Consider the following 22292-nt stretch of genomic DNA (forward strand, 5'->3'; position numbering starts at 1 on the left):
CTGACTCCGCCTTGGAGTAAATTCGTAAACAGCTCTTAAGACTTAAAACTTACTAAACGCAGCTATCTTAAAAATTACCATGAAACCATTGTTTCATCCGCGTCCAAATGCTACTGCTTGTATCGTTCAGTACAGGAACATTATAACCACCTTCATACTGCTGTTGAAAGCCGTGTAATAACAATCCCACGCCAGTCGCCAATGAAGGATTAGTTGAAGCTTCACCCAATCCGGCAATTGGTTGCGCACAACCGTGGCGAACAGGCATTTCAAAACACATCTCCGCCAGCTCGATCGCACCATGTACGTTGGATGCTCCCCCGGTTAGCACAATGCCTGCTGCGATCAATTCTTCAAAACCGCTGCGTCGTAATTCATTGCGTACCAACATAAATAATTCTTCATAACGCGCTGAAACAACATCTGAGAGGGCTTTAGCAGAAATTTTCCGGCCGGGACGTTCATTAACACTTAATACTTCTATCATTTGGCTAGCATTTGCAAGCTCTGACATGACGCAGCCATGGTTTAATTTGATGACTTCAGCCGCTTTGGTTGGGGTACGCAAAGCAACGGCAATGTCATTGGTTACTTGATCGCCAGCAATAGGGATTACGGCTGTGTGCTGGATAGCACCGCCCAGGAAAATGGCTACATCGGTGGTACCCCCGCCAATGTCGATGAGGCAAACGCCCAATTCTTTCTCATCATCCGTCAACACGGCATGACTGGAAGCCAATTGCTCCAAAATAATATCATTTACGTCTAACCCGCAACGCCGTACGCATTTGGCAATATTTTGCGCAGCACTGACCGCTCCGGTCACGATATGCACGCGTGCTTCCAAACGCACACCCGCCATGCCGACGGGTTCGCGGATATTACCCTGGTTATCAATAATGAATTCTTGCGGCAAAATGTGAAGAATTTTTTGATCAGCCGGAATCACAACGGCTTTGGCGGCATCAATGACCCGCTCAATATCCGCTGGAGAAACTTCCTGATCGCGTATTGCTACAATACCGTGCGAATTTAAACTACGGATATGGCTCCCGGCAATACCCGTGTATACGTTTCTTACTTCACATCCTGCCATGAGTTCAGCTTCCTGAACAGCTCGCTGGATAGAATTAACGGTTGCCTCGATATCAACCACTACGCCTCGTTTAAGACCGCGGGAGGAGTGACGGCCTATACCAATGATTTCTATAGTGCCACTAGGCGTTACTTCGCCTACCAAGGCCACGACTTTGGATGTACCTATATCCAAGCCGGTGATGATGTTTTTTTCGGATTTTTTAGCCATTATCTTCCCGTTTGTTGTTTCCATCGCACCGCCATACCGCGTGCATAACGTAAATCAACACTAGACAGTTGTTCTGATTTATCTGCAAAAACAGCGAGATATGCCTTACAAAACCGCTCGACACGCTTTTCTAAATCTCGCTTGCCTAAATGCAGCTGGATACCATTGGTCAAGGATAGTTCCCAAGCCTGGTTATTTCTCAGTTGCAAAGAAGCTGCATGTAACCCATATGTTGCTAATAGCTTACTCAATTTTTGATAAATTTGTAAGACGTCCGCTTGTTGATTTGCAGGTCCTAATAATTGTGGCAAGTTCGTCTCTGCCTGTTCTTGGCCAATACTGAACAATTGCCCTTCTGCAGTAACCAATGCATCATTCCAACTTGCAATCGGGGCTTTTTCCACCAAAGTGATCTTAAGCGTGTCAGGCCAAATGCGTTCAATATTTACTTGTTCAGCCCAATCCAAAGAAACCAAGTCAGCATGCAAGCGTCTGACTGGTAAGGAAAAAAAACTCGAATTAAGATAATTGGTCAAAACTTCTTCAAGTTGTTTACGCGTGATGTGCTGGAAACTTGCAGTGATTTTAACCGTGGTGATGGGGAAACGTTGCGCATCAGCGAGAAACAAATAAACCAGACGCGCTGTTAATAAAAATGCACAGGCGAAAAGCAGCGTCAAAAAAGTTACGTAACGTAATCGCCCTCTGTCCACATCCACCACCTGTTAATGTTACTGATAATGCGTTACCAAACGCTGGCGGCACTCATGATGAAATAACGCCAGATTAATAAGCTCATCCAGCAATGCTTGATAAGGTAAACCGCTTGCCTGCCATAATTTGGGATACATGCTGATTGGAGTAAACCCAGGCAAGGTATTGATTTCATTAAAATAAATATCGCCCGTTTCATCATTTACAAAAAAATCAACTCTAGCCAACCCCTTGCATTTTAAATTAACAAAAATTTCAGCGGCGCTCTTTTGTAAGCGATTTAATAATTCTTCATTTATTTTTGCCGGCACGTGCAGCTCAGTTTGTTCACTTTCCAGATATTTGGCAGTATAAGAATAAAACCCATCCGCATGATTGACACAAATTTCGCCAGCCAAAGTTACTTTTGGGGGATGCGCAGGTGATGAATTTTCAAGCACCGCCAATTCAATTTCGCGGCCCTTGATGTATTCTTCCACCAAAATTTCTTCATCATATTGCTTTGCATCGGCTATGGCAGCCATGAGTTCCGACTTATTTTTAGCCTTGTGAATGCCGACGCTTGAGCCCATGCAACAGGGCTTCACAAATAAAGGCCAACCGAATTCCGCCGCGACTTCATGGCAAAATTGTTCAACCTCCTCTGTGGAAGCATGCCAAGAAAGCAAGCGATAGCGTGCGGATTTTATCCCGTTTACACAAGCCAAGCGCCTTGCAATGTCTTTATCCATGCCAACTGCGGAAGATAATACCGTACAACCTACATAAGCCACACCAACTAACTCTAACAAACCTTGCAGGCATCCATCTTCATAAAGTGGCCCATGGGTTACAGGAAATACGACATCGGCTTTTACCGCAAAACGGCCGTCGATGACAATGGAATCCAGGGGTGTGGAATTTGCGGTTACTATGGGCAGGGAATGTGGGTAAGCCAATAATTCTTCATACTGGTTTAAAAAATATCGTCCTTCTTTGTCTATGCCAATGGGAATGATGTTATAACGAGAGGTTTCTAAATTGGATAAGACTGAAGCGGCTGATATTAATGAAATTTCATGCTCTCCGGATTTGCCTCCATAGAGCAATACCAAATTAATTCGATTTGACATGTTCGTCTCCAACAATATGCACTTCACGGACTAATTCGATTCCTGTCTGCTCATACACTGTTTTTTGCACAAAGTGAATTAAAGACTCGATGTCGCTTGCTGAAGCCATACCTTCATGATTAATAATAAAATTAGCATGTTTTTCAGAAACCATAGCGCCGCCAAGACGCTTGCCTTTTAAACCGCATGATTCAATTAGCTTGGCTGCATAATGATTGGGAGGATTCCTGAAAACCGAACCGCAATTATATTCATTCGTGGGCTGAGTTTCAGCGCGCCGCGCTAATAATTCTTTTATCAATTGTAACGATTTCTCTTTATCGCCAGGAATTAAACGACAAGTGGCAGCAATAAACCATTCATTTTCAGCCAATCCGGCCATGTGACGATAGGCAATTTCAAATTCTGCCGGGGCACGACGACGGATTTCCCCGTGGCGGGTAATGGTTTCTACCTCAACGACGTATTTCCAGGTTTCGCCATTAAAACAGCCTGCATTCATACGCAACGCACCACCCATCGTCCCAGGAATCCCGGCCCAAAACTCGCCGCCTGCCAATTGATTGCGGGCGCAAAACCTAGCCATTTTAGCGCAAGAAACGCCTGCCTCAACACGGACTTCCTCCGCTTTAACCAACTCTATGGCATTTAAACAACCCTGGGTCAGGATAACCGTACCTGCAAAACCGCCATCTTTAATTAACGTATTGCTGCCCAAACCTAGCCAAAGCAAAGGCTCTTCATCAGGCAATTGCTTTAAAAAGAGGACTAAATCAGCAAGATTTGCCGGTTTATACATCCTTTTGGCAGAACCGCCAATACGCCAGGTTGTATAATCAGCCAAGGGTTCGTTAAACAATAACTGCCCTTTATAAATGACGTCGTTTAATTCCGCAACCGAAGTGTTCACGCTGTTTCTCGCAATTTTTGCACCAAGTTATTGGCCAATTGACCGATATTACCGGCCCCCTGCATGAGAATCACATCCCCATCGGCAACAAGCTGATCCAACGTTTGCTCAAGGTTTTGATCGTTCACTAATGATACATTAGGAAAATGAGCACGGATTTGCTGTGCCAGTTTTTCACTGGAGATGCCAGGAATTGCCGGTTCACCGGCTGAATAAATATCCAGCAGCAACAATTCATCCGAAAGGCTTAAAGCCTGAACAAATTGCGGAAAAAGGGATTGCGTGCGCGTATAACGATGCGGTTGGAATACATGGATGAGCCGCTTATCCGGCCAAACGGCACGAAACGCATCAATAGTGGAGGAAATTTCACTGGGGTGGTGACCATAATCATCAACAATTAAAGCCTTACCCTTGGGAAAATCACGTTCCCCCAACATTTGAAAACGCCTGCCAACACCCTCAAACTTGACTAAGCCCCGGACAATGGAGTCATCGTCCACCTCTAACTCGGTGGCAATGGCAATAGCCGCCAGTGCATTTAATACATTGTGGCGACCAGGCCACTGAAATTGTATGGTTAAAGGTTTATGCGGGGCTGGCCTTTCCACATGAAAGCGGCTAAGCAACCCCTGCTGCGTCCAGTCCAAGGCACGATAATGTGCTCCCTCGCGAAAACCATAGGTTAACGTAGGCCGTTGAATGGCAGGCAAAATATGGCGGATTTCTTCATCTTCTATACAAACCACGGCAACGCCGTAAAATGGCAAATGATGCAGAAATTCAATAAATGTATTGCGCAAGACATTAAAATCATTTCCATATGTGCCCATGTGATCCGCATCAATATTAGTCACTACAGCCATCGTCGGCTTTAAAAACAGAAATGACGCATCGCTTTCATCGGCTTCGGCTACAAAATAAGCCGATTTACCGAGCTGGGCATTGCTGCCACAACTGTTTAACTTACCACCAATGACAAAACTTGGATCAAGCCCGCCTTCAGCCAATAAACTGCTAACCAAACTTGTGGTTGTAGTTTTACCATGAGTCCCTGCTATTGCAATGCCTTGGCGAAACCGCATCAGTTCGGCCAGCATCATAGCGCGCGGGATTACCGGGATCATTTGTTCGCGAGCAGCTATAATTTCCGGATTGTGATCGGCAACTGCCGTAGAGCGGACCACCACATCTGCCCCAGAAATATTTTCAGTTCGATGCCCGATATGTATTGGAATGCCTAAGGATCGCAAATGTTGCACAGAACGGGTTTCACCTAAATCAGAACCTGTGATGCGATAACCCTCATTGTGTAATACCTCGGCAATACCACACATGCCGGAACCGCCGATACCCACAAAATGTATATGTTCTACCCGCCCCATCCTTGGTGATAGAAAGTTTCCTCTGCTGTCCACAGCATTCCCCCTTGTGTAGTCGATTGCATTGCCTCTTTATAAACCAAGAGACTGCCAACGATTTTCATGATCAATTCGTAACAATAAAGCGATAACACAAATGCAGACGACCATGCTGGCACCACCGTAGCTCATTAACGGCAGCGTCAATCCTTTTGTTGGCAGCAAGCCAGCATTGACACCCATATTAATCGCCGCTTGCAACCCCAACCAGAACGTAATTCCATAAGCCGTGTATGCGGCAAATAAACGATTCTGGGCATAAGCATTCAAACCAATTAATAAACCCCTAAAAACCAGTATACTATACAAAGTTAAAACAAGCAGAATTCCGACCAGCCCTAATTCTTCCGCCAGTACTGCAAATAAAAAATCTGTGTGTGCTTCGGGCAAATAAAATAATTTTTGCACACTATCACCCAACCCTTCGCCAAACCATCCCCCCCGTCCGAAGGCAATGAGGGATTGAGTCAATTGATAACCTGTATTGTACTGATCAGCCCATGGGTTTAAAAAACCGGTTAACCGCTTTAAACGATAAGGGGATGAAATTGCCAGAAAAGCAAAACTCGCACTTACCAACAATAATAAACCCACGTAATAACGCAATTTCACGCCCGTTAAAAACAACATGGCCATCGCAGTTCCTGCAATCACCACCGTGGCTCCAAAATCTGGCTCCGAAAGTAATAAAAAAGAAAAAATCCCCAATATGATCATGGGCTTGATAAAGCCCATGAGACTTTGATTCATCATTTGCTGCTGGCGAACCAAATATCCCGACAAATAAAAAATCATGGTCACTTTTGCAAGCTCTGAAACCTGAATCCCGATAGGCCCCAGAGAAAGCCAGCGACGGCTACCATTGACCATGCGTCCGATACCTGGAATCAGTACCAAAAGAAGCATTAACAAACAAATCAACAGCAACGGAATGCTGGCTTTTTCCCAAACGCTGCTGTCGGTGCGGATAATAATGATGGCTGCACTAAAACCCAGCGCAAGGTAACAGGCTTGCCGGATTAAAAAATGAAATGGCTGGTGATAATTTCTGGCTGATATCATCACCGAGCTTGAGGCAACCATCATTAAGCCAATGATGATTAGCCCCATGACTGCAGCAATCAACCATTTATCATACAAAGCCAATGGTTTATTCGTCGGTTTTCCACGTTGTGTATAATGGCGAGGTCGCATGGTACTCACAAAGCGTTCACCGCAGCAATAAAATCATCTCCGCGATGATTAAAATCCCGAAACATATCAAAACTTGCACATGCAGGCGACAACAACACGACATCACCCGGTTTTGCGTGAGATTTCGCCACATGGACTGCTTCATCCAGTGAAGGTGCACGTAATACGGGTACGGCATTTCCGATTGCTTTTTCGATTTTATCAGCATCTTCACCAATTAAAACAACTGAACGGACATAATCAGCCACCGGTTGATGAAGCTCTGAAAAATCAGCGCCCTTTCCCTGTCCCCCGGCGATTAATACGATTTTGCCTTGCATAGAGCCTCCTATCCCTGAAATTGCAGACATCGTCGCACCTACGTTCGTGCCCTTCGAATCATTAATCCAATCCACGCCGTCCAATGTTCTCACCCATTGGCTGCGATGCGGCAAACCTGAAAAACGCGTTAACACTTCAGTCATAAAAACTGGAGCGATACCTACTGCATCTGCCAAAGCACAGGCAGCCAGAGCGTTTAACCAATTGTGTTTTCCTTTTATACGCAAAGCATCGGTGGGCAACAAGCGCTCCTCTCCGTGGGAAAGGTAAGTAATGGCATCGGTGGTGATTAATCCCCAATTTCCGGCGCGTGGTGCATCGAGGCCATAACTTAATACTTTGGCAGCCTGAACTTTACTAGCATCAGGATGCGTATATTCGTCCGCACGGTTATAAATCAATGTCTTGGCTTGCTGATAAACCCGGTGCTTTGACTGAACATAAGCATCAAACGTGTGGTGCCTGTCCAAATGGTCAGGCGTGACATTTAAAATGGTGGCAGCCACAGGAGCTAATGAGTGCGTGAGGTCTAATTGAAAACTCGATAATTCTAATACCCACAAATCGTAACGCACGCCAACATCCAAAATATCTAATACAGGCAAGCCAATATTCCCGGCTACTGCCACGGTCAATCCTGAAGCTTTGGCCATTTCACCTACTAACGTGGTGACAGTGGATTTACCATTGGTGCCAGTAATAGCGACGATAGGAACATCAACTTCACGCGCCAAACACTCAATGTCGCCCAATACAGAAATACCCTGCTGCATGGCTTTCTTAAGAAAGGGTTCATCCAAAGACACACCTGGACTGCAAATGATTTCGCTCAGCTGCGGATACAAACTTTCCGGCAATGTTTGCAAAAAAACGTCTACATCCGGAAATTGAGCCTGAAACTCAGCTAATCCCGTCGGGTTTTCACGCGTATCAAACATCACAAAAGGCATGTTTCTTCGATGCATGTAACGAGCAATCGACAGCCCGGTTTTACCCAAACCAACTACTAGATGCAACGACGGGTGCATATAGATACCTCTCATAAAATGGTTGATAGTGCCAACCTTTAATTTGAATCAATTACCGCAGTTTTAATGTGGCAAGACCGCAAAGCACAAAAATAACGGTCATAATCCAAAAACGCACAATAACTTTCGGCTCCGACCATCCTTTTAACTCGAAATGGTGATGCAAAGGCGCCATACGGAATAAACGTTTGCCGCCCGAATACTTAAAATAACCTACTTGCAAAATGACGGACAAGGTTTCAAGTACAAATAACCCGCCCATGATCAACAAAACCAGTTCTTGCCTTACCACCACAGCAACACTACCTAGGGCCGCCCCTAATGCAAGCGAACCGACATCCCCCATGAATACTTGGGCAGGATAACTGTTGTACCAAAGAAAACCCAAACCTGCGCCAACCATTGCAGAACAAAAAATAGTCAACTCACCAGTATTCGGTACATATGGAATGGCAAGATAATGAGCATATACTGCATTGCTGGCAGCATAAGCAAATACGCCTAAGGCACCCGCTACCATGACGATAGGCATGATCGCCAAACCATCCAGCCCGTCGGTAAGATTAACCGCATTGCTGCTTCCAACAATTGCAAAATAAGCTAAAACCAGAAAAACAGGACCCAAATCGATTAATAAATTCTTGAAAAACGGGATCGTCAACTGTGTCTGGATCGGCATGTCAGCATGCCAATACAAATAAACAACTGCCACGATAGCAATTAATGATTGCCAAAAATATTTCCAGCGCGCCGGCAACCCTTTACTGTTTTTAAGGACCAATTTGCGATAGTCATCGACCCAGCCCACCAATCCAAACCCCAGGGTGACCAATAATACCAGCCACAGGCTTGCTTGGCGTAAGTCTCCCCAAAGCAAGGTACTTACGGTCACGGCTAATAAAATCAATACTCCGCCCATCGTTGGAGTACCGGCTTTCGAGAGATGCGTTTTGGGACCGTCGTCGCGAACCATTTGTCCAATCTGCAAACCGCGCAACCAGCGGATCATGGCCGGACCACAAAAAAGCCCTACCAACAAAGCAGTCAATGCTGCCAGAATAGAGCGGAATGTTAAATATTGAAAGACTCGAAATGCGTGATATTGTCCTTGCAATAGTTGCGTTAACCAATACAACATGTATGTTACCTCTATCGTTCTTAATTCTATGTGGGAGGCGAATAGCTTGGTTAATCAGTCACTAAAAGAGGACAAGCTGTTCGATTGCAGACATTGCTGTGCACCGCTCTGAAAAGCACAGCTTAGCCACAAATCGATAGATTTTTATACTTTTAGCAAGAGTTGTTAACAAGCCCTAATAAAAAAACAGCAAAGCATATCATATTCCTCTAACTTCAACTATTCACCATGAGCGGCTCATATGCAATATTGTTGCCATTAATTTATTAATTGCTGAACGATATTCTCCATAGCAGCCGAACGTGAACCTTTAACTAAAACAATGGTTTCCTCATCCAAGCATGGCAACAAATCCTGTATTAAAGCAGCCTGGCTGGGATAATGCTTACCGCGAGCACCATAAGCATGCGCAGTAAACTGGCTGTGGGCGCCGCATGTCATCAGCATGTCAATGCCATGCTGACGCGCAGCTTCACCCACTTCCTCATGGTGTTGCCTGGCCCATTCCCCCAATTCCCCCATATCCCCAAATACAAAAATGCGCTTGCCTTTATATTTTGCTAAAACTTCCAACGCCGCTAATACGGAGCGAAGGTTTGCATTATAGGTATCATCCAAAACTAAAGATTGATTTTTTCCAATGCGTGGTGTCATCCTGCCCGCTACCCCGGCAAACTCTGATAGAGAAGAGGCAATTCGCACAGTGTCGATGCCCAGCGCCCAGGTACATGCAGCAGCTGCCAAGGCATTGCAGACGTTATGGTAACCTGGCACCCGCAGACTAATTTGCGCTTCTGCTGCTGGCGTCACTAAAACGAATTGGGCATGACCTTTCTCATCAAAAATAATGTCGCGCGCATGGATATCGGTTGATTTCGCGGCAGAGAATTGGACCTTTTTCTTCCCTTGCAAGCAGTCATCCCAAAAATGCGCATATGCATCATCGGCATTGATAATTGCCGTACCATCTTTCGGCAAACCCTGATGAATTTCACCTTTCGCCTTGGCCACGCCATCGATGGAACCAAATCCCTCTACATGAGCCGGGGCAATGTTATTAATTAACGTGACTTGCGGTTTTACGATAGCCACGCTATGCGCAATTTCTCCGGGATGATTTGCACCTAATTCAAAAACGGCATAACGATGTTCCGGCTTAAGGTGTAAAACGCTCAACGGCACACCGATATGATTATTTAAATTACCACGGGTAGCATGGGATGGCTGCGGAAGTATGGCCGCAATCATTTCTTTCACCGTCGTTTTACCATTGCTTCCGGTTAAAGCAATGACATTGCAAGCATGCTTTTGTCGATGCTGCGCCGCAATAAGCGCCAATGCGTGCAGAGCATCCGGGATCACAAATTGCACTGCCTGCATATGCGGTATTTCTTTTTCACAAAGAACCGCTATAGCCCCCCTGCTGACTGCTTCGGCAATAAAGTCGTGCCCGTCGAAGCGCTCCCCTTTGATGGCGACAAATAAACTGCGTGGCTGCACTTGACGGCTATCAATCGATATACTGCTCAATTCTGCGTCTTGTGTACATGTTGTATTTAATAAGGCGGCGATTTCCTGAAGTCTCATCATGATGCATTACTCGTTTAGTTCGGTGATTGTTTTTATAATTTTCTCTTGCTCTTCCGGCTTTGCCTGAATTTGCAAGCGTTTTTTTCGGCTCACAGCACCCTGTTGAATCGTTATATCTTTTTGTTTAACCCGTAATAACTTGGCTAGATATTTAATGAGCTGCCGATTGGCCTCCCCTTCCTTGGCGGGTGCCTGCAGGCAAAGAAGCACCCCGCCATTTCCATCCAAGAGAAGCTGATTTTTTTTACTGCCTGGTTTGACTTTAATTTCCAATGAACAATAGTCAGGATAATGTTTTAACCAGGATGGTGGCTCATTGTTTTCCACGAGCGGTTAATCAGCCACTTCTTCCAGCTGCAAACGCTGATAATAACGCTGCAAGGCAGCATCAGTTAAAGGCTTTCTCTGCTCATCGAGAAGATGGGCATCTAAGCCTTCGCTCAATTGTTTTGCAGTTTCCAGCATGATGGAAAAACGCTCGCTATCTATAGTCGAATTTCCTGATGTTTGCATAAACAAGCATAAACCACGCACACTGAATGCACCGATGTTTTGCAAATCAAATACGCCAGTTGACGTAGCTGCAGCCAGACTGCAGAGTACAGGACCCTGACCATTTGGATATTGGTGGCGATGGAATAAATTGCCTTCGCCAAAGCGCAAACCTGCAGCCAATACGGTTTGCAGCAATTCATAGCCTGCGAATTGACGATTTTCCTTGGCTAATAAAAATACCATAAACGCATGGCTTAAGTTACGCGCCGCCGGTTCCTCTTTAACCATTATTTTTTCTTGCGGGGAAAGCTTAGGTGAGATGGCTTGTTTTTCATGTAGGGAAGGTTTTGCAGAGGGCGGCGGCGCGCTATATGCCTGCGGTTTTTCATGAACGACATAAACCGGCTCAGGGATTGCCTGTACTTTAGGCTCCTGATCGACTTTACGTACAGCAATGATGTCCTCAAAAGCAGGAGAATCGATTTGCCCCACAGACGGCTGATGATTTATTACAGCCGAACTTTGACGTCGCGCCTTTAACATGCGTCCTATGGCAATAATCACTGCAATTAACAATAGGATGTTTAGCATCAAACTCCAGTTTGCCTGCATCATAAGCTCCTCATTCTAACGAATTAACAACAGATTGCACGTCTACTGCAACGATGCGCGAAACCCCAGGTTCACGCATCGTTACCCCCATTAAGTGATCTGCCAACTCCATGGTAACTTTATTATGTGTAATAAACAAAAATTGTACGAATTGTGACATTTCTTTAATCAGATCGCAAAAACGCCTTACATTAGCATCGTCTAGCGGTGCATCCACTTCATCCAACATACAAAAAGGCGCTGGGTTAAGCTGGAAAATTGCAAAAACAAGGGCCACTGCGGTCATGGCTTTTTCGCCACCCGACAACATATGGATAGTGCTATTCCGTTTCCCAGGAGGGTTAGCCATCACTTGAATTCCTGCTTCCAGAAGATTATCACAAGTTAATGTCAACTTGGCATGACCGCCTCCAAAAAGACGAGGAAAAAGTGCTTGAAACGAGGTGTTGATTTGCATGAATGTTTCTTCTAAACGCCGTTCGGTTTCTTGATCCATTTTGGCGATGGCAGCTTCAAGAATGACTAATGCCTCACTCAAGTCACGATGCTGTTCATCCAAATTCTGTTTCCGCTCCAACTCCACCTGGTATTCGTCAATAGCGACTAAATTGACAGGTCCAAGCGTTTTAATTTTTTGATTGATTTCCAACAGTTCTTGCTCGCGTAAGGCCAAGGTTACGTCATCAGGAATAGCTTCCAGCAAAGGGAGGGGCTGAGTATTAAATTCTTTTAAGGCTGCAAGCACATCCGCAATGCGAATTTTTAATGTTTGCTCATGCAAATGCAGATTCTGGATTTGCTCGCGCAGCAGGGAAACTTGTTCCTCTTCCTGTTTTAAAACACATTCCAATTCTTGCCACTGGGCTTGCAATGCATCGATCTGTTGCTGTATTTTTTGCAATTGTGCATCAGCTTGTTGGTGCAGGTTTATTTTTTCTTCAAGTTTGCCCTTGCATTCTGCATCGGGCGCATCCAATTCATGATGCTGCTGCAGCAATTTATTCAACCGCAACTCCAGTTGTTCACTACGGAGCAATTCCTGCTGCAACCCCTGCTGAAGCTGTTCGGCTTTCATCTTTTCGCGATTACATTGCAACTCTGCCTGATGCAATTGCGCGCGGGTTTTATCTACTAAATGCCGGCATTGCTCAAGCTCATTGAGCTGTAAATCTTTAACCGCCATAACGCTTTGCAGTTGCTCTTCACTTTGGGCATAAGCTTGCCTAGTTGCAGCCAAGGCATGTTCGGTTTGCAGTGATTCAAACGCCAACGATTCCAGCAATTCTTGCAATTCGTCAATTTCTTCTTTTATGCCGGCACTGCGCGACCGTGCCTGTTGCAGCAATTGCTCTTTGTGTTGTAGTGCCAGCCTATTTTGTTGCAGGGCTTCTCGCCCTCCTGCCATATTTTTTTGTATGACATGTTCCAATTGCGTATTTTTTGCCAAACTTTCATGTATTTCTTCACGTCTTAGTAATAAATTTTGGAATTCTGCCTCGGCTGCAACCAATTCCTCATTAACCTTAAGCAAGGTTTCTTTACAAAGAAGAAGGCTGTTCTTATTTTGTTCCGCTAAATTAATCGTGCGCATCCAGCCTGGGCCTAACCAATACCCATCGAGGGTGACTATGGATTGATGCGGTTTTAAATCGGATAACCACAACCATGCTTCCTGTAAAGTTTCAGCAGCAAAAATATGCTCAAACGCATAAACCCAATTTGGTATCGTGCCGGAAACTTTATCGCATAAACGTGGGTAGGGTGCCCCTGCCTCTATTTTTTGTACAGGGGTAACCCATGCCGCCGTCTTCCCCTGTGCCTCCATGGCTTTTTCCAAGACTGGCTGCAGTGAATCCAATAAAATGGCATGTAAGCTTTCAGCAAAGATAAATTCACACACGGGGCGCCAGGGTTCAGAGACATGAATGGCATCTATTAACCGTGGGTTATTTTGCCACTGCGGCAAAGCATGAAGATCATTTTTGACTTTAAATGCTGCATTTTGTGCTGCTTGTAATGCCGCTCTTTCTGTGGTTAGCTTTTGTACCTTGGTTTGCGTGGCACGCAATAATTGCTCGGTTTCCTGCAGCTTCGTCTGCAATTTCGTACAAGTTTCTGTTATGTGCTTGGCTTTTATAATGATTTCGTCTTGTTCTTCTTCTATGTTCTTACTCGTGTCTTGCAAAGCATTTATCTCTGCCGCAAGCGCTTCGAACGAAAAAGAAGCATGTTCTTGTTTAATTTTTTCCAGGCGTACTAAAGTTTGCGCACGCCGCTGCTCTAGGTGTTGTAAATTAAGTTTGGTGATTTCAATTTTTTGCCGGGCGGTATTTTGCTCAGCAAGCATTTGCTGCCATTTTTTATTCCACTCAAGCTCTGCTTCTTGTTTTTCTTGTAGCATGCGCTGTTGGATGGATAATTCTCCCTCAAGCTTTATCAAATTTACACTTAACTCTTCCACGCTTTTTTGTGCAAGCTTAATCTCACTTTCTAGATAATTTTGTTTCTCTTTTGAAACCAGCGATTCTTGCTTCAATTGCTCAATGTATTCGGCTAGTCTAAGCCTTTCGCGCTGCTGATTATGAATCGCTTCTTCAAGACGGGCAATTTCATGTCCCAATTCGTAAAAATTTTTTTGAATTTTCTGAAATTGCTCTTGTGTTGTATTTAACGTGTCTTTAACTGCAACTTCACCTTTCTTATGACCAATAAGTTGGGTCTGCTGCTGCTCGTATTGCAGGGAAAGATGCTTAAGCTTTGTATGCAATACGCTTTGTTCGTCAGCTAAAATCCGCCATTTTAAGGCTAGTATTTCTGCCTTGTATAAACGCTCTTTTTCTTTTAATGCCTTAAAACGCTGCGCCGTTTTTGCCTGCCGCTCCAAACGCAAAAGTTGTTTACCGAGCTCTTCACGGATATCCGCCACTCTATCCAGGTTTTCACGTGTGTGGCTTATCCTTTGCAGCGTTTCACGGCGGCGCTCTTTATATTTGGATACGCCGGCCGCTTCCTCAATATATGCTTTTAAATCATCCGGACGTGCTTCGACAAGGCGTGAAATCATATCTTGCCCTATGATGGCATACCCCTTGGCACCTGCGCCGGTTCCTAGAAAAATATCACTGATGTCGCGGCGTCGGCAACGGCTGCCATTTAAAAAATAAGCCGAATCCCCGTCACGGGTCACCAAACGTTTAACTGAAATTTCCTGATAAGCCGCATATTGTCCTGTCAAGCGGCCAAGGCTATTATCAAAAATTAATTCAACAGACGCTTGTCCGACTGGCTTGCGGTTTGCAGAACCATTAAAAATAACATCCGTCATGGACTCGCCGCGCAAGCTTTTGGCAGAACTTTCTCCCATCACCCAGCGCACGGCATCAATGATATTAGATTTGCCGCAGCCGTTTGGGCCAACAATCGCTACCAATTCACTGGAAAAGGGAACGACCGTGGGATCCACAAACGATTTAAAGCCTGCTAATTTTAATTGCTTAAGGCGCATGGGAACTTTGAGGGCAAATAAATCATTGTATCTTATATCATAAAGACGCCCAAGCCATAACCGTTTGCGCATTTGCAAACACATGCTGTTCCTTAGGCTATGCTATTTATCCGGCTTGCTAATTTCATGCAAGTCGCAGGAAAATAAAACGCGCCTTTGCAGACTGCAAACGGGAAGCACAATCTTAAAAGGAGTTATTCGTGTTTCAAGACAAAGAACTGAGTGAACTGATGCAATCCATTGCAGAAAAAAGCTTGCGTTTATTAGCTTCCTTTAAGGAACAACCACAACACCTATCCATGTTTTTTGAAAAAATCATGGACTTATTTAAAGACGTGCAAGCAACCGCCATGGCTTTAAACAAAAATCCGCAAAGCCTCTGGCAAATGCAAATTGCCTACTGTCATGATGCAGCGACGCTTTTATACCAACATCTTGAATCCTGGCAGAAAGGTCAACCCATGCCTATTCAAGATAAGCGCTTCAGTAGTGAAGAATGGGTCAATAATCCTTTTTTTAATTTATTAAGCCAACAATATTTACTTGCTGCTGAGCATTTAAAGGCATTGTTGGAACAATTAGAATACTCAGGCCCCGTGCAATCCAAACGCGTTAGATTTTTTGCGCGCCAATATTTAGATGCACTCTCCCCGGATAATTTTTTACACACAAATCCGCAACTTTTGGCTGAAACCATGCAAAGCCAAGGTAAAAATCTGCTGCGAGGCTTGCAAAATTTCCTGGATGATTTGGAAGCCGGCTCCTCTCGGCTCTCTATTAAAATGACGGATACGAGCGCCTTTAAAATTGGAGAAAATCTTGCTGTTACTCCGGGAAACGTAATTTATAAAAATGAATTAATGGAATTAATTCAATACACTGCCCATACGAGACAGGTAAAATCTATTCCGCTTCTCATCATCCCACCCTGGATTAATAAATATTACATCTTGGATTTAAGCCAGGAAAACTCCCTGATCCGATGGCTGGTCAGTCAGGGAATTACTGTATTCGTTATCTCTTGGGTTAACCCAGACAGGCGTTTTGCCCATAAGGGTTTAAACGAATACTTGCATGAAGGCCCTCTTACCGCAATCCGCATTATCCAGCAGCAATTAAACGTTAAGCAAGTCAATGCATTGGGTTTTTGCATCGGCGGTACGCTATTGGCAATGTTATTAGCTTATCTTAAGGCACATCAAGATGATTTTATCCGCTCAGCAACATTTCTTGCATCCATGATAGATTTCAGTGATCCGGGAGACATTGCCGTATTTATTGATGAGGAGCAACTCTGCAAACTCGAAGAAAAAATGAATCAGCAAGGTTATCTTGATGGCCATTTTATGGCGAATGCATTTAATTCGTTGCGCGCTAGTGATTTGATATGGTCATTTTTCATTAAAAACTATTTGCGTGGAAGAGCGCCCGTACCGTTTGATATTTTATTTTGGAATGCAGATTCAACGAATATGCCCGCCAAAATGCATTCGCAGTATTTGCGCTGGATGTATCTCTGTAATGATTTAATTAAACCCGGCAAAATCCATTTGAATCATACCCCGCTGGATATGACGCAAATTACCGTCGCCACTTTTTTCGTTGCAACGCAAAAAGACCATATTGCCCCATGGAAAACCATTTATGAGGGGTTCAAACTTTTTAAGGGAGAAAAACATTTTTTATTGGGAGGCTCTGGCCATATTGCAGGAATCATTATTCCTCCCGGCGGTGAAAAATATGGCTTTTATACGAATTCTAAAGCACCTGAGGCAGCGGATGATTGGTTGAAGCAAGCCACACATCATCGAGGTTCCTGGTGGGCAACCTGGTTTCAATGGCTGAATAAAAAATCAGGCCGTCTGCGAAATATCCCCAATATTGATGAATTACCATATAAAAGTATAGAAAAAGCACCTGGAGAATATGTGTATAAGAGTGCGAAGCCAGTAATCGCAATAGAGAAAAATCCTAGCTGTGCATGACGCTACAGCTAGGATGATGATTATCAATTTTTAGTTTCAGACTGCTGTTTTGTTTCCTGCATTAAGGAAAGCATTGCTTTTTCATAAATTTGAAATGATTTCTGCATGTAATCTAATGCTTTATGCCCATTTTCTACCCACATTTGCATTTGTTTTTCAAAAAGCTCTTCAGGCTTTTTAATATTTGCAAATTCATCAGGTTTTACATACGAAAAACTTTGCAATGTTTTCACATTTAATTCAGCCCAGGCTTGAAAAGGAGCTTGTGCCTTCTTTGCCATATCAGACAATTTTTCAAAGTATTCACGGTTCATAATCTGTTCCTTTTATGTTGCAGTGCACAATGAAATTGTAGACTGCCTGACTTTTTTGTCAAGACAAATTACGTTGCGCTGCACCATTAATTACGGAAGAAATTCTGCCATTGAGAAATAAATTGCTGCATTTGTTCATTCCAGGCTTTCGTTGCTTCCGAATTAAAATAAGGATTTTCCCGAAATTGCTTTTCCATGAGCGCCATGGTTTGTTCCAGCATGCTTTTAAACGTTTCATGCATAGGATGGCGGGCCAAATTAATCAGCTGCCTAAGTAAGTCAGTTGACAAAAATTGCGTAGGCCCCGCCTCCATTTCTACCAAAATTTGTAAAAGAGTATTGTTTGTAATGTCTTTCCCCGAAGCAGCATCTTCCACACGAAATAAAATTCCCTCGACGGTATATCGCTCAAGTTCTTCAATCGTAATGTATTTGCTGGTTTCCGTATCGTATAGACGACGGTTTTTATATTTTTTTATAAGTCTCATCGCTGCAAGCCTAATACATATGCAAACCACCGTTGATGCTTAAATTGGAACCTGTAATGTAAATGCTCCTATCATCAAGCAAAAAATCGACAGCCCAAGCGATTTCCTCGGGTTTTGCTAAGCGTTTGGCGGGAATTTGTTCCACTATTTTTTCAAGAATATCTTGGCGGATGCCTTCCATTAAGTGGGTATTCACATAGCCAGGCGACAGACTATTCACGGTAATATTTTTAGCCATTAATTCTTGCGCCAAACTCTTGGTAAATCCGTATACTCCCGCTTTGGATGCCGCATAATTGGCTTGCGAAAATTGGCCGCGTTGTCCATTAACTGAAGAAATATTGACAATGCGCCCGCTTTCTTGTGCACGCATGTATTCAACCACATGCCGTGTCACATTAAACATCCCATCCAAATTTACACGTAACACATCGTCCCATTGCTGCTTAGTCATTTTATGAAATACAGCGTCCCGCGTAATCCCTGCATTGTTAATCAATACATCGATCCGGCCAAATTGCGCTGCAATGGCTGCAATGACTTCTCCACACTCTTCAAAATTTGTCACATCCATTTTACGGTAATGAACTTTGTGAAAACCTTGTTCATTTAAATTAGCCCGCCAATGCTCCCCCTCTTCCTGAGAAGCCACATCCAAAGCAACTACCGGGCCATAGGCTTTATTTAATTGTTTGGCGATAGCCGTAGCAATATCCCCCATACCACCCGTAATTAACACCACTTTTTCAGTCATAATCTTCCTTAAAAGAGAGAGCATCTCGGCAACAGCTTATCCACAGATTACATGTATTGACCGCCATTTACATCCAGATTGGCACCCGTAATAAAGCCGGATTCAGGATGCGCCAGAAATGCTACGGCGGCAGCTACTTCTTCTGTCCTGCCTAATCTGCCAACAGGAATTTGCGCAATAATGGAACTTAAAATTTCAGGTTTCAGAGAAGATAGCATGGGGGTTTCAATATAACCGGGTGAAACGGTATTCACAGTAATACCCTTGCTTGCCACTTCCTGCGCCAAGCTCTTACTAAACCCAAATAAAGCCGCTTTGGTTGCAGCATAATTGCACTGCCCAAATTGTCCCTTGCGGCCGTTAATTGAGGAGATACTGATAATTCGTCCATAATTGTGCTCCAGCATGGCTGGCAATACATTTCTCGTCATGTTAAACGCACTGTTGAGATTGGCATCAATCACTTGCTGCCATTGTTGTTGCGTCATCTTCTTAAAAGAAGTATCGCAGGTGATCCCTGCATTGTTGACCAAAACATCAATTTGGCCATAACGTTCCATGACAAGTGCGACCAGTTTTTCACAATCGGAAAAATTAGCCAAATCAGCATAGAGAATGTCTATGTCAAAGCCTGCTTCTTTTTGAGTAACCTGCCAGCGCTTCGCTTCTTCATGATGCCCATTCTTAAAATAACAAGCGATAACTTGATAATTGGCTGCCAAACGCCGAGAGATGGCAGAACCAATCCCTCCCGTACCGCCAGTCACTATAGCAACACGTCGTTCCATCCTTTACCTCCCTGTTGTTCCTGATGGATATTGTCCAAAAAAACAAAAATTTACTGCTGTCAAACAAACGAAAAACAATCCGAGCAAACAAGACTATAGTGCATAAACAAGGATATTGCTGGCGGTTATACCGTCAGCAATATTTTCCTATCAATGCGTGATTGCTTTCGGAACAAAACCTTTCAATTGTTGCGCAAATTGACGAAGAACCTCTAATCCCGATTCTTCAGCTTGCTTGCACCATTGCTGTAATGATTCAATCAACTCTTTTTGCGATACAGCAGTTTTTGTCCAGACATTTTGTAATGATAGGCGGTAATTATAAACCAGACGCAATTGCTCATATCGATTCAATAAAGCTTGCAAGCGAGAATGCGCCCGCGGAGATAATAATTCTTCCTGGCGGCGTAACAAACGCCCGGCGCGCTGGAATAAACGCTTGTCTACTTTATTTGCAACGTTATTGCGTTTCTCATGGCGGAGAATAGGACGCACTACGTGCTTATAATAATAAGCCATGACTTGAAAACGGTTGGCTACCACCGCTTTAACCGTATCCAGATCGACATGCAGTTTCCCTTCCTGTCGCGCCAATTTTGGCGGTAATTTTTTAATTTTAGCCAAGCCGAAGAAAGCTAAAATACGGATGTATAACCAACCTATGTCAAACTCCCACCATTTCACGGAAAACTTAGCGGAAGAAGCAAACGTATGATGATTATTATGTAATTCTTCTCCACCTATCCAAAAACCCCAGGGAAATACATTGGTGGCGGCATCAGCACATTCAAAGTTGCGGTATCCCCAAAAATGCCCCACGCCATTGACCACTCCCGCAGCCCAGAGAGGAATCCAGATCATTTGCATAGCCCAAATGGTTATTCCCGGGATACCAAATAACAAAATATCCAATAAAAACATCAGGAAAATGCCTTTACCGGAATGGCGGGCATAAAGATTGCGCTCAATCCAATCGGTAGGCGTGCCATGGGAATATTTAGCGATCATCGCTTTATCTTTTGTCGCTTCGCGATAAAGCTCAGCGCCTTGCCAAAAAACTTTCTTTAAACCCAAAACTTGAGGGCTGTGCGGATCGCCTGCAATATCGGTCGTCGCGTGGTGTTTTCTATGGATGGCGACCCATTCTCCGGTTACCATACCGGTAGTAAGCCACAACCAAAAACGAAAAAAATGACTCACGATGGGATGTAAAGTCAACGCTCGATGCGTTTGACAACGATGTAAGTACAAGGTCACCGACGCGATGGTAATTTGGGTGAGAATGAGTGCGGCGATTACGTATCCCCAAAACGAGAGATTTAAAATACCAAAAAGCATAGGAACTCCTAGCAAAAATAAAATGCAACAATTGCAATGGCCTGTTATAGGGCCATCACAACATTATATCATATTTTAAACAATCAGCGTTGCATCCAGGCTAAATGTGGACGATAATTTTTTATAGACATACAAAAATTGCAAAGCATCCTCTTTGTAACGTTAAGGTTCTAGTATGAATAAAAAAGTCCAGAAAGCGTTGGAGCAATTACTCCCATTCATATTATTGGGAATGGCAATTGCGTTTGCCGTTGGTGTACTCATTATGTTTTCCTATGTATTAATCTGGGGAATTTTAATTGGCACCGTGATTTGGGCAGCGGTTTTGCTAAAAAATTATTTTTTCCCAAAGAAAACACCCATCACGACAAAACCTCAGGGAAGAATTATTGAACACGAACACGATAACCATTGAGAAATAAATGCCAGAATTACCTGAAGTTGAAACCGTTAAGCGTGGAGTCCAACCTTTTCTTTTAAACCAAACTATAAAGCGCATTGAAGTGCGTCAACCCAAACTCCGTTTTCCAGTAGCCGATAATATGAATTGCTTATGTGAGGGCAAACAAATCATTGGGATTTCCCGACGTGCCAAATACTTAATTTTGCAATTATCGCAAGGCTTCTTGTTGCTTCATTTGGGCATGTCCGGCCATTTGCGCCCTGTGCAGGAAACAACCATGCCGGGGAAACACGATCACATTGATTTAATCCTGACAAATGGTTTAGCACTGCGTTACAATGATCCACGCCGTTTCGGTTTCTGGATATATATAGCAACCAATCCAGCACAGCATAAATTGCTTGCCCATTTGGGTCCGGAACCTTTATCCATAGATTTTAACGAAGAATATTTATTTAACCGCGCTAAAAATAAAACTCAATCGATTAAAGCATTCATCATGAGTAATGAAACCGTGGTGGGCGTTGGCAATATTTATGCTACGGAAAGCTTGTTTCTTGCAGGCATTCATCCAAAAATCGCCACAGGCTCCTTAAGTAAGTCACAATTTTTCCATTTGTGCGGCCATATCAAATCCACGCTTGCACAAGCCATTCAACAAGGGGGCACGACCTTGCGCGATTTTTATTCTTTTGAGGGTAAACCAGGTTATTTTGCCACCATCCTTAAAGTATATGGCCGGGCAGGCAAACCATGTGCCACCTGCAACACATTAATCCAATCCATCACCATAGCCGGGCGGAGTTCTGCCTTTTGCCCGCAGTGTCAGCCGGATGAGAAAAGCTCTGTGCAAGCATGCTGACTTCCTTTATCATC

20 protein-coding genes are annotated in these 22292 nt (G+C 43.9%); 3 read left to right on the forward strand and 17 right to left on the reverse strand.

Features of this window, described 5'->3' with window-relative positions:
- Positions 1-67: 67 nt before the first annotated feature.
- From ftsA to smc, 12 genes are all read right to left on the reverse strand, one after another.
- Complete coding sequence (ftsA, locus tag ELY11_RS03215) at positions 68-1306, reverse strand: cell division protein FtsA (RefSeq protein WP_199737618.1); 1239 nt, start codon at positions 1304-1306, stop codon at positions 68-70.
- The gene (locus tag ELY11_RS03220) at positions 1306-2025 is read right to left on the reverse strand and encodes a cell division protein FtsQ/DivIB (protein WP_126953707.1); all 720 of its coding nucleotides are present in this window, start codon (positions 2023-2025) and stop codon (positions 1306-1308) included. Before ELY11_RS03220 ends, ftsA begins: the two co-directional genes overlap by 1 nt.
- A 12-nt stretch (positions 2026-2037) precedes the next feature.
- Positions 2038-3132: a D-alanine--D-alanine ligase family protein gene (locus tag ELY11_RS03225; RefSeq protein WP_126953708.1), complete on the reverse strand. Its 1095-nt coding sequence runs from the start codon at positions 3130-3132 to the stop codon at positions 2038-2040.
- Positions 3116-4042, reverse strand: coding sequence for a UDP-N-acetylmuramate dehydrogenase (gene murB / locus ELY11_RS03230; protein ID WP_126953709.1), 927 nt, complete (start codon positions 4040-4042; stop codon positions 3116-3118). Before murB ends, ELY11_RS03225 begins: the two co-directional genes overlap by 17 nt.
- On the reverse strand, positions 4039-5427 hold the full coding sequence (gene murC / locus ELY11_RS03235; RefSeq protein ID WP_256478873.1) for a UDP-N-acetylmuramate--L-alanine ligase: 1389 nt from the start codon (positions 5425-5427) through the stop codon (positions 4039-4041). The genes murB and murC overlap by 4 nt, the downstream gene beginning before the upstream one ends.
- Positions 5428-5496: 69 nt before the next feature.
- A complete protein-coding gene (gene ftsW / locus ELY11_RS03240; RefSeq protein ID WP_199737620.1) occupies positions 5497-6657 on the reverse strand; it encodes a putative lipid II flippase FtsW in 1161 nt (386 codons plus the stop codon).
- A 5-nt stretch (positions 6658-6662) separates the two neighbouring features.
- Positions 6663-8006 (reverse strand): UDP-N-acetylmuramoyl-L-alanine--D-glutamate ligase, encoded by a 1344-nt coding sequence (murD, locus tag ELY11_RS03245; protein ID WP_126953712.1) that lies wholly within the window; start codon positions 8004-8006, stop codon positions 6663-6665.
- Between the two features lie 52 nt (positions 8007-8058).
- Complete coding sequence (mraY, locus tag ELY11_RS03250; RefSeq protein WP_126953713.1) at positions 8059-9144, reverse strand: phospho-N-acetylmuramoyl-pentapeptide-transferase; 1086 nt, start codon at positions 9142-9144, stop codon at positions 8059-8061.
- A 258-nt stretch (positions 9145-9402) separates the two neighbouring features.
- On the reverse strand, positions 9403-10731 hold the full coding sequence (locus ELY11_RS03255; protein WP_127032533.1) for a UDP-N-acetylmuramoyl-tripeptide--D-alanyl-D-alanine ligase: 1329 nt from the start codon (positions 10729-10731) through the stop codon (positions 9403-9405).
- Positions 10732-10740: 9 nt separating this feature from the next.
- The gene (locus tag ELY11_RS03260) at positions 10741-11061 is read right to left on the reverse strand and encodes a DUF167 domain-containing protein (protein ID WP_126953714.1); all 321 of its coding nucleotides are present in this window, start codon (positions 11059-11061) and stop codon (positions 10741-10743) included.
- Positions 11062-11067: 6 nt separating this feature from the next.
- On the reverse strand, positions 11068-11841 hold the full coding sequence (locus tag ELY11_RS03265; protein WP_126953772.1) for a cell division protein ZipA C-terminal FtsZ-binding domain-containing protein: 774 nt from the start codon (positions 11839-11841) through the stop codon (positions 11068-11070).
- A gap of 10 nt (positions 11842-11851) precedes the next feature.
- On the reverse strand, positions 11852-15346 hold the full coding sequence (gene smc / locus ELY11_RS03270) for a chromosome segregation protein SMC (protein ID WP_127032534.1): 3495 nt from the start codon (positions 15344-15346) through the stop codon (positions 11852-11854).
- 200 nt (positions 15347-15546) lie between these two features.
- Here smc and ELY11_RS03275 point away from each other — a divergent pair, with 200 nt between their 5' ends.
- Entirely contained in the window at positions 15547-17331 is a 1785-nt protein-coding gene (locus ELY11_RS03275; protein ID WP_127032517.1) for a PHA/PHB synthase family protein, read from the forward strand.
- 23 nt (positions 17332-17354) lie between these two features.
- Here the strand turns inward: ELY11_RS03275 and ELY11_RS03280 are convergent, their stop codons facing one another.
- The 5 genes from ELY11_RS03280 to ELY11_RS03300 all read right to left on the reverse strand — a co-directional run bounded on the left by ELY11_RS03280 (position 17355) and on the right by ELY11_RS03300 (position 21013).
- A complete protein-coding gene (locus ELY11_RS03280) occupies positions 17355-17645 on the reverse strand; it encodes a phasin family protein (RefSeq protein WP_126953716.1) in 291 nt (96 codons plus the stop codon).
- Positions 17646-17731: 86 nt separating this feature from the next.
- The gene (locus ELY11_RS03285; RefSeq protein WP_126953717.1) at positions 17732-18133 is read right to left on the reverse strand and encodes a polyhydroxyalkanoate synthesis regulator DNA-binding domain-containing protein; all 402 of its coding nucleotides are present in this window, start codon (positions 18131-18133) and stop codon (positions 17732-17734) included.
- A 10-nt stretch (positions 18134-18143) separates the two neighbouring features.
- Positions 18144-18890 carry an acetoacetyl-CoA reductase gene (gene phbB / locus ELY11_RS03290; RefSeq protein ID WP_126953774.1) on the reverse strand — a complete coding sequence of 249 codons (747 nt, stop codon included), beginning with the start codon at positions 18888-18890 and terminating at the stop codon, positions 18144-18146.
- A 44-nt stretch (positions 18891-18934) separates the two neighbouring features.
- Entirely contained in the window at positions 18935-19675 is a 741-nt protein-coding gene (gene phbB, locus ELY11_RS03295; protein WP_127032518.1) for an acetoacetyl-CoA reductase, read from the reverse strand.
- 150 nt (positions 19676-19825) lie between these two features.
- Positions 19826-21013, reverse strand: coding sequence for a DesA family fatty acid desaturase (locus tag ELY11_RS03300; RefSeq protein WP_126953719.1), 1188 nt, complete (start codon positions 21011-21013; stop codon positions 19826-19828).
- 175 nt (positions 21014-21188) lie between these two features.
- Here ELY11_RS03300 and ELY11_RS03305 point away from each other — a divergent pair, with 175 nt between their 5' ends.
- Positions 21189-21428, forward strand: a complete 240-nt coding sequence (locus tag ELY11_RS03305) for a hypothetical protein (RefSeq protein WP_126953720.1) — start codon at positions 21189-21191, stop codon at positions 21426-21428.
- A 7-nt stretch (positions 21429-21435) separates the two neighbouring features.
- A complete protein-coding gene (gene mutM / locus ELY11_RS03310) occupies positions 21436-22278 on the forward strand; it encodes a bifunctional DNA-formamidopyrimidine glycosylase/DNA-(apurinic or apyrimidinic site) lyase (RefSeq protein WP_127032519.1) in 843 nt (280 codons plus the stop codon).
- The last annotated feature ends 14 nt before the right edge of the window (positions 22279-22292 follow it).

The organism is Legionella septentrionalis (genome assembly GCF_003989745.1).
Taxonomy (GTDB): Bacteria; Pseudomonadota; Gammaproteobacteria; order Legionellales; family Legionellaceae; genus Legionella_A; species Legionella_A septentrionalis.

What these genes read in the sequence shown, in the direction of transcription:
- ftsA (WP_199737618.1), bottom strand. Translation starts at nt 1,306, where the DNA reads ATGGCTAAAAAATCCGAAAAAAACATCATCACCGGCTTGGATATAGGT.
- ELY11_RS03225 (WP_126953708.1), bottom strand. Translation starts at nt 3,132, where the DNA reads ATGTCAAATCGAATTAATTTGGTATTGCTCTATGGAGGCAAATCCGGA.
- murC (WP_256478873.1), bottom strand. Translation starts at nt 5,427, where the DNA reads ATGGGGCGGGTAGAACATATACATTTTGTGGGTATCGGCGGTTCCGGC.
- ftsW (WP_199737620.1), bottom strand. Translation starts at nt 6,657, where the DNA reads ATGCGACCTCGCCATTATACACAACGTGGAAAACCGACGAATAAACCA.
- murD (WP_126953712.1), bottom strand. Translation starts at nt 8,006, where the DNA reads ATGCACCCGTCGTTGCATCTAGTAGTTGGTTTGGGTAAAACCGGGCTG.
- mraY (WP_126953713.1), bottom strand. Translation starts at nt 9,144, where the DNA reads ATGTTGTATTGGTTAACGCAACTATTGCAAGGACAATATCACGCATTT.
- ELY11_RS03255 (WP_127032533.1), bottom strand. Translation starts at nt 10,731, where the DNA reads ATGAGACTTCAGGAAATCGCCGCCTTATTAAATACAACATGTACACAA.
- ELY11_RS03265 (WP_126953772.1), bottom strand. Translation starts at nt 11,841, where the DNA reads ATGCAGGCAAACTGGAGTTTGATGCTAAACATCCTATTGTTAATTGCA.
- smc (WP_127032534.1), bottom strand. Translation starts at nt 15,346, where the DNA reads ATGCGCCTTAAGCAATTAAAATTAGCAGGCTTTAAATCGTTTGTGGAT.
- ELY11_RS03280 (WP_126953716.1), bottom strand. Translation starts at nt 17,645, where the DNA reads ATGAACCGTGAATACTTTGAAAAATTGTCTGATATGGCAAAGAAGGCA.
- ELY11_RS03285 (WP_126953717.1), bottom strand. Translation starts at nt 18,133, where the DNA reads ATGAGACTTATAAAAAAATATAAAAACCGTCGTCTATACGATACGGAA.
- phbB (WP_127032518.1), bottom strand. Translation starts at nt 19,675, where the DNA reads ATGGAACGACGTGTTGCTATAGTGACTGGCGGTACGGGAGGGATTGGT.
- ELY11_RS03300 (WP_126953719.1), bottom strand. Translation starts at nt 21,013, where the DNA reads ATGCTTTTTGGTATTTTAAATCTCTCGTTTTGGGGATACGTAATCGCC.
- ELY11_RS03305 (WP_126953720.1), top strand. Translation starts at nt 21,189, where the DNA reads ATGAATAAAAAAGTCCAGAAAGCGTTGGAGCAATTACTCCCATTCATA.
- mutM (WP_127032519.1), top strand. Translation starts at nt 21,436, where the DNA reads ATGCCAGAATTACCTGAAGTTGAAACCGTTAAGCGTGGAGTCCAACCT.